The sequence below is a fragment of the Polaromonas sp. genome (assembly GCF_013817205.1).
In the GTDB taxonomy this organism is placed as follows: Bacteria; Pseudomonadota; Gammaproteobacteria; order Burkholderiales; family Burkholderiaceae_C; genus Polaromonas.
On sequence record NZ_JACDDD010000102.1, the window covers coordinates 1 to 11451 of the forward strand.

Sequence of the window (11451 nt, forward strand, 5' to 3'; positions counted from 1 at the left end):
GTCGAGGCGGACGCAGACTCGGGCCAGCATCGCCAGAAAACCGGCTCGAACACTGTGCCGGTTTCATGTTGTGAACTCTTGACTAGCAACTCTCGCTGCGGCGGGGGTTATGCAGACCTTCCCTAACTCTCTGATGGTGTTGAATTGCGCTGAAGCCTGACCCGACCTGGGTATCCGGACTCACTCTGATCGGCTCGCCGCCCACATCTTCACTGTGTTGCGAGCTAGGCCTGTCCCGGCCTCAGCGCCTCAACATGCAGCTTGCGCACATTGGCACGGCGGGTTGAGGTGGACCCTGGACGCGGCACATCTTCGATCAGTTTGCCGACCGCGGTGATAACCTCGGCTTGATGCGGTTGCAGCCGCTGCGCCGACCGATCGAGATGCGACACAAATGGATCCTGCACGGCTGTCCGATAGCCCGATAGCTCCTCCACCACGGCCAAACCGCAGAGAGGCGCGTAGAAATCAGAATAGCCGCCCTCATGCAACACAAGTAATCGCCCGTTGCAAGTCCGCCCAGCAATACTCACCAGCGCGCGCGTCATCAAGCGATAGGTCTCCATCATCGCCATCTGCCGGGCGAGCGGATCGTAGAGACAGGCATCATAGCCCGACGAAACTAGGATCATCTCGGGCGCGAACCGTCCAAGCGCGGGCAGCACCACATGCTCGATTGCCGCCAGATAGGCACCATGCCCGGAGCCGGGCGGTAAAGGGAGATTGATGTTGGCCCCGAAGCCCAAACCACGGCCACGCTCGGTGATAAATCCGGATCCGCGGGGATAGTTGTCTTCCTCGTGAAGAGAGATGGTCAACACCTCGGGGTCTTCATAGAAGATACCCTGAGCGCCGTTGCCGTGATGCACGTCCCAGTCGACCAACGCTATCCGTCGCAGCCCGTGCAAGGCGCGCAGATGGGCGATGGTCAGCGCTGCATTGGCGAGCAAACAAAAGCCCCGTCCCTGCCCTGGTTCCGCATGGTGGCCGGGCGGCCGCACCAGCGCATAGGCATTGCGCAGCGTCCCGCCCATGATCGCATCCGCGGCAACTAGGCATCCGCCTGCTGCGAGTTGCGCAATTTCCCATGAGCCCGGGCCAACCGGCGCCTTCTCGCCCGCTTCGCCACCGCCTTCCGCGCTCAACCGTTTGAGCCGGGCAATGTAATCAGGCGTGTGAATCCGCAGGAGTTCCTCCTCGGTCGCCGGGCGCGGCCGCACCGGCGCCAGGTGATCGATGAGCCCGCTCACCTCGATGAGGTTGCGCATGCGCCGCCTGGCCGCGGGGTTGTCGATGTGCGGCAGCCCTGGTTCCATGAAGCCGCCCGCGGGATGCGCGCCTGCACCCGTGCCGGTGATGTGCCACATATAGCTTTCATGCCAGACGAGCCCGGTCCGGCGCAGCGTGGCCTCATCCACAGGACAGCTCCAGTGCCAAAAGATCGGCGACGGATTGGCGCCGCCGGATCATGCGCAGCGCGCCATCCTCATGCAGCACTTCGGGCGCAAGGCCTCGCGAGTTGTAGTTCGACGACATGCTGGCGCAATAGGCACCGCAATCGTGAAATACCGCTAGGTCGCCGATTTCCGGCACGGCCAGGTCCTGGGGCACGACCACCCCACCCTTGTCAACGGTAAACACGTCCCCGGCTTCGCAAAGCGGCCCGGCCACCACGGTGGGCCGTCGTTCGATACAGGCGGAGCTCGGCTCGGCTTGCAGGATGCCGATGCGGTGATAGCTGCCGTACATCGCAGGGCGCATCAGGTCGTTAAATCCGGCATCTGCGAGGATGAACCAGTTTTCGCCCACAGATTTGCGTGCCCGCACCTCCGACACGAGATAGCCGGAATTGCCGACGAGGTAGCGGCCCGGCTCGATCTCCAGCGAGACGGCATGGCCCAAGTGTTCCTCGGCGGACGCCCGCGTCGCGGCCCAGTGGGTGCGATAGGCGGAAAGGTCGATCTCCACATCGGTGTCGCGATAGGGGATAGGCAGGCCGCCGCCCGCCGAAATGGCCTGAATGTCGAAGGGGCAGCGTCGCACCTCTGCGGCCATGGCGTCACAGACACGGCGCAGCTGGTCGAAATCCGCGCCGGAGCCAATATGCATGTGCAACCCGACCAGCTTCAGCCGGTGCAGGCGGACCAGGTCGTAGCATTCATGCAGGGTTTCGTGCCACAGCCCGTGTTTGCTCCACTCCCCGCCGGTATTGGTCTTGCGGCTGAAGCCGCTGCCGAAACCCGGGTTGATGCGCAGCCAGACCGGGTGACCCGGGCTGGCCTCGCCGAGCTGGCTGAGCATCTGAGGCGAGCCGACGTTGACCGGCAGGCCGAGTTCCACGACTCGCGCGAGTGACCCGCGGTCGAGTATGTCGGAAGCGAACACGATGTCGTGCGCACCCGGGGCTCCGCTGTAGCCTGCGGCCAGCGCGCGTTCGATTTCACCGAGCGACACCGCATCGACGGCCACGCCCATGGCACGCAGCATGCGCAGCAGGTGGATGTTCGAATTGGCCTTCTGCGCGTAACGGATCACGTCGAACCCGGCCAGCGAGGCGACGCGCCTGCGGATGTCGGCGGCGTCATAAACCCAGCAAGGCGTGCCGAAGCGGCGGGCGGCCTCGCGCAGGATGTCGTCGGAAAGCGAGAGGCGAAGCGCCGGCACCTCGGGGGCGGCGGTGCAGTGCTGCAGGGTCATGGCGGGTCCCGGTTTTTGGAATGAATGAGATCAGTAACGTATAGCGGGCTCGCGGATGAGAAGGCAGCAGATCGCCGCGCCCCCCATGCAGGCTACCCCCATCAGGATGGCAAAGAAATACCCGCCCGCCATATCGCGGATGGTGCCAGCGAGCGTGGGGCCGAACAGCGCGCCCACGCCCCATGACGTGTATAGGGCGCCGATGATGGTGGCGATGCGCCGCCCGCCGAAATACTCCATCGTCAGCACGGGCAGCATGGCGATGTAGCCGCCATAAAGCACGCCGAAGGCGGCCGCGTAGCACGCGAGGGCCGCGAAGCCCGGCGGGACCAGCAACCACCACAACATCGCCACCGCCAGCCCCGCGAATATGAGCGTCAGCGCATGGCGCCGGCCCACATAGTCGACCAAGCCGCCAAGGACGAAGCGACCAACCGTTCCGGAAATTCCGAGGATGCTTATCAGCAAGATTCCGCTTTGGGCGGTGATGCCGTGATCGGTGGCATAAGGCACGAGGTGCACGTAGTTGATGAAGACGGCGGCCGCCGACAGCAGGCTGGCGGCATAGAGCAGCCAGAAATGCCCGCATCGCAGCGTTTCGGCCAGGGTCAGCCCGGGAATCCGGGCGGCGGGATCCGCCGATTCGGCTGCCGGGCCGCCATCAGGGGCCAGACCCATCTCGCGCGGATGCGCGACTAGCATCAGGCTGCCAGCGCCGCAGATGCCGAGCGCGCAGGCCGCGAGCACCATGTGCGCGCCGCGCCAACCCAATGCCTCTGTCAGTGCCATGGCCAGCGGCGGAAAGGCCAGGGTGCCGACCCCGGTGCCGCAGATGGCCAGACCTGAGGCCAGGCCGCGCCTCACCCGGAACCAGCGCTGCACCAGGCCGACGGCGGGGACATAAATCATGCCGCCGCCTATCCCGACTCCCGCCCCGTAGGCGATGTAGAGCAGGGTCAGCGACCCGGCCTGCGCCGCCGTCGCGAGCCCCGCCGCCATGATCAGCGCGCCCGCAAACCCCACCTTGCGCGGCCCGAAGCGGTCCGCCGCAGAGCCCGCGGCGAAACCGGTCATGAACCAGATGAACTCGCTGATGGCAAAGGCAAACGAAACGTCTGCTCGCCCGGCACCGAATTCGGCCTCGAATGCGGCGACGAAGGCTGGGAAGGAGTAGATGATGCCCGCCGCAGTCGCCGACATGCAAAAGACCGAGGCAACGATGATCCAGCCGTAAAAGAGGCCTGCCGGAGCCGGCCGTTGAACATTGTCGGAGGCATTTATCATGGACATCTTTCTTGTATGGGATGTAACGGCTATTCGAGGCCGCCCTGGTCGGTGGGCGCAAGCTCGACGACAAGATAAGACAGGTCGGGCATCCCGCGCGCCTCCAACCGTTCCGCCAGTTCGGCATAAATGGCCCGTACTGCCGTGGGATCGCGGTGATACAGGCCGCAGCCGCCCGCAGCTTGCAGTGCCGGAGACAGCGGCGCGGGGTTGGCCATGATGCGCTGCCCATCCACCCGCACCAGCCCCTCGCCGGCGAGAATTTCCCAGCGCAGCCCCTCGGCCCCAACGATATCGCGCGCCAGTTTAACCATCTCCCAACTGCCCTCGGTGGCGTTCCCAACAGAGTAACCGAGCATCACCACGCGCGCCCGGCGCCCGCACGGCGTCTGGCGAAAACGCGCCACCGCCTCGAAGGCATGGCGTTGCAGGGCAAGCCCGGTTTCACCGCCGTCGGAGGTCAGCGCCAGCATCTCGCGCGTGGGCGCGAGCCCGAAGGGCATGTTGCCCAAGACCAGCGGACGGCGCGCTTCCGGGAAAGGAACGATGTCGGCAAACCCGCGCCGGATATCGTTCAGGCAGGCTACGCCGGCGCGGCGGCCGTTCAGGCGTTGGTTCAGCCCAAAAAAAGCCAGCGCGCGCGGATTGATGTCCATGCCGAAGCTGGGTGTTTCAGGCGCGAAATGCGCAAGGTTGTGGCCGCTGCCGGTTGCGAGGTCTATCACCGCATCGGCATCCGCAACCAAGTTGCGCGCCAGGCAGTAGCGGTGGATCGCCGCGCTTTCATCGGGGAAGGGGAAGACGCGCAGGCGCGCATCGACCCAGACGCCATCGGTGAGCAGGAGCTCGCGCTCAACCGTGTTTACACGCACACACAGCCGGCGATCACGCAGCAAGCCGACCTGCGACAGCGCACCGCCCCGCAGTGCGCCGCCGGGTTCGAAAGGCTGAAGCTGGGCCAGGCCCGCCGACCAGTCGAGATAGGCTGCGCTTGCGACAATGGCGCGTAACTCGCGAAGCACCGCGTCCCGCAGGCCGGTGTCATCGGCCAGTGCCGAGGTCGCCAGGAAAATATGGTCGGTGCCCAGGGCAGTGGGCCCGGGATCGGTGACAAGTTTCATTCCGGCTCCCTTCGGTCCGCGCCACGGCAGAGCAGCGCGAGTAACGCCGCGCGCATCCAGACGCCGTCACGCGCTTGCTTGAAGTAATGTGCCTGGGGCATGGCGTCAATCGCGCGGTCGACGTGGTCCGCGATGGGTCCGATGTGCAACACCGGAAGATGGCGGCCCGCCGCCCGCACCGCCGCCGCCGTGATGCGGTGGCTGTCGGGCGTTGCGCGTTCCTGGCGGGCGCCGGCATTGGCCGTATCGCCGAAGTCGGCGTGAAAATTGGAGTGATAGACTCCGAGCGTGGTGACTGCATCTGCCAGCCGTAGCACCTCGTCAATATTGGCGCAGTGCGTGACCCGGGTCCCGCGCGCGCGCAGTAGCAGCTGCACATCGGGCGGCGGCGCCGAACCGGGCGGTTCAAGCACCGCAAGCCGGACATCGAACAGCGACAGCGCCGTGACCAGCGAGCGATGGGCTCGCCAGCCTAGGTGGCCGACAATGCCGATGCACAGTCCGTCGAGCCGGCCGAAGTGCTTGTGCAGATGATGGATATCGCCCAGCGACTGGGTGGGATGCTCGCCGTAGCCGTCACCCGCATTGATCAGCGGTACCGGCGAGACCGCCGAGGCGCGAAGCGCGGCGCCCGTCTCGCTGTGGCGCAGCACCAGGACATCGGCCATTTCGGCTGTAAAGCGCACCACATCCTCCAGCGTTTCCTCGTAGAAACCCACGGCACGGGTTGTCGTGGGATCGGCAAAACCCACCACATGGCCGCCGATGCGCAGCATCGCCGCCTCGAAGCTCATCCGGGTGCGGGTGCTCTGCTGGTAGAACATCACACCCAGGCAGCGCCCTTGCGCGACCTGCGATAGGGTGGTGGGCAGTGTGGCCTCCATAGCGTTGGCAATTGCCATGCAATGCTCGACCATGAGGCGCGACATCTCGCGCAGTGACACGAGATGAGGCGGCAAGGCAGGCGGGGCGCCGAGAAGATCGAAGAGGCCGTCCGCGGCGCGCAGGCTTTCCGGCATCCGGATATCCCGGCGGGAAAGACGGGATGGGTCGGCGCAACTCAAGCGGCCAACCCTTCGGCGCCTGCTTCGGTTTTGCTTTCGTCCTGCGCCAGCCGGATGATCGCGTCGCGCGTCATGCGGAACACCGACCAGCCTTTCATGGGCGCCGAGCCGAGCGAGGAATAGAAGGCAATGGACGGGGCGTTCCAGTCCAGCACCGACCACTCCATCCGCGCGCAGTCGCGCTTCACCGCCACCTGCGCCAGCGCCCGCAGCAGCATCTTTCCAACGCCGTGGCCGCGGAACTCGGGCCGCACGAAGAGGTCCTCCAGGTACAGGCCCTTCTTGCCGAGGAAGGTGGAGTAGTTGTGAAAGAAGAGTGCGAAACCCACAGCGGTGCCGTCCAGTTCGCCGATCAGCACCTCGGCCGAGGGGCGGTCCGTGAACAGCGCTTCGCCGATCACTTCGGGTGTGGAAACACAGGAATCGCCCAGCTCCTCATAAATCGCCAGGTCGCGGATCAGTTCACAGATCAGCGCGGTGTCGGCGCGGGTGGCGGGGCGTATCGAAACGGTCTGGGTCATGGGAAAGTCCTTAGATAAAAGCAATCTTCTGCAGGGCGGCTACGCGACGGCTTGTGCCATGGGCATGGCGAAAGTAGAAGAGGGGGAGGCCTCGTCGCGCTCGGTCCCGTCGCGGCCAAGCCAAAAAGCCTCGAAACGACGCGGGTGGTACACGATGTGCATGGGATGCGGACGGCCCTGAAAGGCATCGGTGGTCGCGCGCGCAATGGCGGTGCTCTGCGAAAAACCCCCCGTGTTGTGGCCGGCGGCCACCACCAAGAGCCCGGCCTCGGCGGGCTGGATATCAAACATGCCAAGGCTACTCGCCGTCCAGGGCCGTATGCAGTATTTCCGGCTCTGGCGCAGCGACCCGTCGGCCAGCGCCTGCCGGAAGGCTTCGGGGAACATGACGGCTAGGTAATCCTCCATGGATAGATAGAGAGCCTCCAGTTCTGCGGGATCGATGTTGCCAGGGTCGCGGCCCAGGTAGCCGAATCCCGATCCGAAGATGAGGATGTCCCGTCCCTCGGGACTGCGCGCCGGAATGATGTTGCCGCTGCACGCGATATGGCCCTCGCGGGCGATCTTCAAAGCATGGTTCAGGCGGGGTCCGAGATTGGGAATGCTCATCCACGCGCCCAGTACGCCATGCACCTTGCCCCCGGACGCCGTGCCCTTGAGCAATTCGCCGCCATAGACGCCGGGCGACAGAAAGTAATGGTTGCTCCGCAGGATGCCGCCATCCATGCTGATCCCTGTAACCAAACCGTTCTCGTTTACGATGCGCCTGGCCCGGGCTTCCCAGCGAAAGCGCACCCCGCGCTCTTCCAGATGGTCGATCAGGCGGCGCGTGAAGCCGTGCACGTTGACGGTGAAGCCGGTGACCTCGATTCCGCCCTCGATCTCGCTGTTGCGCACACCGTCGGCAAGGGACGGATAGGCGGCGGCGACTGCCGCGGGGTCAAGCTCGTTCAGGTAGGAGCCGACGCGCTTTTGCCGTTTCACCTGTTTGGCATGGTAGGGCCCGGTGGAGGCGACGCGCAGCAGCGGCTCGCAAAATTCCACCCCTTCAAAAAGACCGGGCCTTTCGGCGATCAACTCGCGCCAGTAGACGAGGCTTTCGTGGTTCAGCGCAAAAATGTCGTCGTTGTACCGCTCTGCCAGCCAGACGGGCATGGCCAGTGAATCCTCGATCCAGGCCTCATCCTCGGCCGAATACCCGTCGGGCCGGCCTATTAGCCAGCCGAACTCCGAAACGCGCTTGCGCAGATAGCCGTGCAGCAACTCGCCGGGGGCGGCGTCACGGTCTTGGTAGTTGTCGCATTCCGTCAGAGAAAACATCCGGGCATTGGCCCCGCCGTGGGTGCAACCGAGCGACAGCCAGTCCGGCTCACCGCGCGGATCGGCGCTAGCCTCAGCCACCTCGACCTGATAGCCTAGGTCAACCAGATGCAACGCGGTCATCAGGCCCACGATCCCGGCACCGACTACCAACACTGTCTCGGCAGCCGCTGCCTTGCGACCAGCGGTCGCGACAAGCGCTGCCGCTGTGCGAGCGATAAGGTCACGACTGTAGATGCGCTCGGCCGCCTCGAAGGCACGCCCGATCGGTGTGCGGTCTTTGCCAAAGAAAACATGGATGGCCCCATCAGTACGGCTGGTAAAACAACCCGACCGTCCCAAGGGCTGACGGACAAGTACTATCACCTCGCGCTTGCGCGCTTGCGACCAAGCACGCAGCAGACCGCCCGAGGGTACTCTGTCAGTGATCAACGCATCAAAATCAGCATGTGCCAGCATTGCTGCGGCAGCGGTGTCGTCAAGCGCAGCAAAGCCTAACAAGTAGATGACCGGTGTAGGTAGCAGCTCGGCAATATCTCCGGACGACAATGAAACGGTGGACGCAATTTTCATGTGATGCCTTTTACGTAGCAGCACGAATGATCAGCGGCTGGAGAAAAAATTTCCTCCTGCAATTGCAGGATATTTGTAAGTACAAGAAACTGAATCGCCCCGGGGCGATTCAATACTGCAATTTTGAACCGGCAAAGCTCTCGGACTGTCTGGCTTTATAGACCGTCATATTTGGGATGGGCGCCGCTAGCCCGGCTCTCACGACGGCTTGGCGAAACCGCGATTGCATACCGGTGGCTCGCAATGGCCGCCCGGTAAAGGGCGAGAGAAATGTAAAAGGGCACGACTCAAGGCCTGAAAACCGTCGGCGTACACCGTCGAGATGCCTGCTTACGGCTCGAATGGCTTCAACTGAATTGCTCGGAGCACCCCACCAAGCCTCGTCGGACGGAAGGATTTGTAAAGGCGTCATTACAGCAAGCGGCAGCGCACAGAGTTTTGCGGTCGACAGGTCTGTAAACCGGTACAGACTGAACATGACTATGTCCTGCAGGCACGCAAATCTGATCCTGGCGTCAAAACTGCCCGCAGCAGCATGCTCAAGCGAAGCTATCAACGCCTCATGGTTTTCATGCGACACCGCTGTACGGAAAGTGAGAGGGTACCTTTCTGGACCCAGATTCACGCCATAACAGCGCCTCAACATGCCCACTTCCAATCGACCATGCCGGCTGACAACAAACCGCGCAACCTCATGTATCTCCGCTTGGCTACGCGCAGGATGCTGGTGCCGCTTCAGCTGGCAGACAGCGTCCTCCAGCCAAAAAGGGGGTACCTCTCGCGGCTGCACGATGCCGCAGTAGGTGGTGTGCGATTGCCTCATCCAGTGCAGAAAGTTGTTGGGCCAAGAATCTAGAAGCTCGACAACCCGCCCATCACGGCATGTCGCTGTCCCACCGGCAAGCGTTCGATGGAACCGTATCCTGCGAAGTTTTGCTTCCCCACCACACGGGCGAGAACTCTTAGTCCCGCGAAGTAGGGGATGGAGTGCAACCCGAAGTGACTGCCTGAGTGAACAAAACCGAGCTGGAGCACCCCTTCCAGGTGCCTTATGAAGGCCAGCAAGTCCTCGCCGCATCGCTCCACTGCCCCAGCACTGAGTTTGGAGCCACAGTTCCAGCACCGTATGAAGGAGCGGTTACGTGGCGTGGCGCCGCACCGTCCAATATCGACCCGGTGCGGCATAACAGGGCTTCTGCATTGCAGACAGGTGTCAATCAAGGCCACCCCGTGCGTTGTGCAGGCTGTGACGCACGCCAATCGCCAAGACCTACGGTAATAGGGCACCTCATCGCATTGCAGACACAAAGGGCAATACGCGAGGGTGTCCCGAATTTTGTGTAAACGGGGCGAGTGTTAAGTCTTGGGCATTCTCTCCTCAAACTGGATAGTAAACCGGGTCAATGCAGCCTTCCAGTCTCTGAGCGGCATCGTCCATTTCTTGGCTATGTTGGCCAAGGCCAGGTAGAACAATTTCAGCAGGGCGTCGTCACTGGGAAACGAGCCCCGGTTCTTGGTGATCTTTCGCAGACTCATGTTCACCGACTCAATAGCGTTGGTCGTGTAAATGATGCGCCGTATCTCCGGCGGGTAATCAAAGAACGGCGTGATGCGTGCCCAGTTGCTGCGCCAGGATTTGACGATAGTGGGGTAGTCTGCACCCCACTTGTCATCAAACTCCTGCAGCCGCATTTGCGCCTCATCGACAGTGGCCGCAGCATAGATAGTCTTCAGGTCTGCAGCGATCACCTTGCGCAACTTCCAGCTGACGTAGTTCAGGCTGTGGCGCACCATGTGCACCAGACACAGTTGGACTGCGGCTTTGGGGTACACCGCCTCGATAGCCTCCGGGAATCCCTTCAAACCATCCACGCAGGCAATGAAGATATCCTGCACGCCCCGGTTCTTGAGTTCAGTCACCACCTGCAGCCAGAACTTGGCGCCCTCAGTCTGGGCGATCCACAGGCCCAGCAGTTCTTTCTCACCGTCCATGTTGATGCCCAGTGCCAGGTACACCGCCTTGGCACGCACAGCGCCGGCATCCCGGGTTTTGACGTGGATGCAGTCCAGGTAGACGATGGGGTACAGCGCATCCAGTGGGCGGGCCTGCCAAGCCTTGGCATCGTCCATGACGGCATCTGTGACCGAGGAGATCAGGGTGGGTGACACCTCGGCCCCGTACATCTCTTGCAGATGGCCCTGGATCTCGCGTACCGTCATGCCTCGGGCGTACAGGGACAGGATTTTTTCATCAAAGCCAGCCTAGCGGGTCTGGTGCTTGGTGATGAGCTGCGGCTCAAAGCTGCCGTGGCGATCGCGAGGAATTTCTATGGGCAACTCGCCAAAGTCGCCTTTGAGGGTCTTCTTGCTCTTGCCGTTGCGGGTGTTGCCAGCAACATTGGCAACAGTCTCATTTTTGGCGTGGCCCAGATGTTCTGCCATCTCGGCTTGAAGGGCGCGCTCCACCAATTTCTTGGTCAACAGCTTGAGTAGGCCGTTCTCACCAATGAGGTCTTCAGGTTTCTTGTAGTCGCATCCATGTCGTTGGCACCTTGGATATGATTGAGAAGAATTTGAGCGCCCGTCTGAAAGCTCGCATGCACGAGTTGCACCATAAGGAGGTATCCAAAAAATGGCCAATTTATAGCCAACATTTGCGCCTCCGAGACGGTCTACGTGCTGCCGGAAAGGATGTGCAATCTCCCATAAGCGGTAACCTGAGGAGACTGCGTCTTCTCAGGTGGCTGAATCGCCCCGGGAATTGAGGAGGCTCCAACCTTTGAGAAGATGGAGCCATGAAGAAATCAAACAAGTTTTCCCCCGAAGTACGCGAACGCGCGGTCCGTATGGTGCAGGAGCACCGAGGCGAGT

The 11451-nt window shown here is 62.6% G+C and carries 8 protein-coding genes and 1 pseudogene; all 9 read right to left on the reverse strand.

The window, feature by feature from the left end; all coding sequences use genetic code 11:
- Nucleotides 1–224 precede the first annotated feature (224 nt).
- Entirely contained in the window at nucleotides 225–1418 is a 1194-nt protein-coding gene (locus H0W47_RS17055) for a class II histone deacetylase (RefSeq protein WP_296926552.1), read from the reverse strand.
- Nucleotides 1411–2697: a diaminopimelate decarboxylase gene (gene lysA, locus H0W47_RS17060; protein ID WP_296926554.1), complete on the reverse strand. Its 1287-nt coding sequence runs from the start codon at nucleotides 2695–2697 to the stop codon at nucleotides 1411–1413. The genes H0W47_RS17055 and lysA overlap by 8 nt, the downstream gene beginning before the upstream one ends.
- Before the next feature lie 30 nt (nucleotides 2698–2727).
- A complete protein-coding gene (locus H0W47_RS17065) occupies nucleotides 2728–3981 on the reverse strand; it encodes an MFS transporter (protein ID WP_296926556.1) in 1254 nt (417 codons plus the stop codon).
- A 29-nt stretch (nucleotides 3982–4010) separates the two neighbouring features.
- Entirely contained in the window at nucleotides 4011–5102 is a 1092-nt protein-coding gene (locus H0W47_RS17070) for a hypothetical protein (protein WP_296926558.1), read from the reverse strand.
- Nucleotides 5099–6121: a hypothetical protein gene (locus tag H0W47_RS17075; protein WP_296926560.1), complete on the reverse strand. Its 1023-nt coding sequence runs from the start codon at nucleotides 6119–6121 to the stop codon at nucleotides 5099–5101. Before H0W47_RS17075 ends, H0W47_RS17070 begins: the two co-directional genes overlap by 4 nt.
- Nucleotides 6122–6162: 41 nt before the next feature.
- A complete protein-coding gene (locus H0W47_RS17080) occupies nucleotides 6163–6687 on the reverse strand; it encodes a GNAT family N-acetyltransferase (RefSeq protein WP_296926562.1) in 525 nt (174 codons plus the stop codon).
- 39 nt (nucleotides 6688–6726) lie between these two features.
- Nucleotides 6727–8580, reverse strand: a complete 1854-nt coding sequence (locus H0W47_RS17085) for an FAD-binding oxidoreductase (protein WP_296926564.1) — start codon at nucleotides 8578–8580, stop codon at nucleotides 6727–6729.
- Nucleotides 8581–9432: 852 nt separating this feature from the next.
- A complete protein-coding gene (locus H0W47_RS18670; protein ID WP_367265423.1) occupies nucleotides 9433–9915 on the reverse strand; it encodes a TniQ family protein in 483 nt (160 codons plus the stop codon).
- Nucleotides 9916–9936: 21 nt separating this feature from the next.
- A pseudogene (locus H0W47_RS17090) lies at nucleotides 9937–11112 on the reverse strand (IS256 family transposase); the annotation flags it as partial.
- Between the last annotated feature and the right edge of the window lie 339 nt (nucleotides 11113–11451).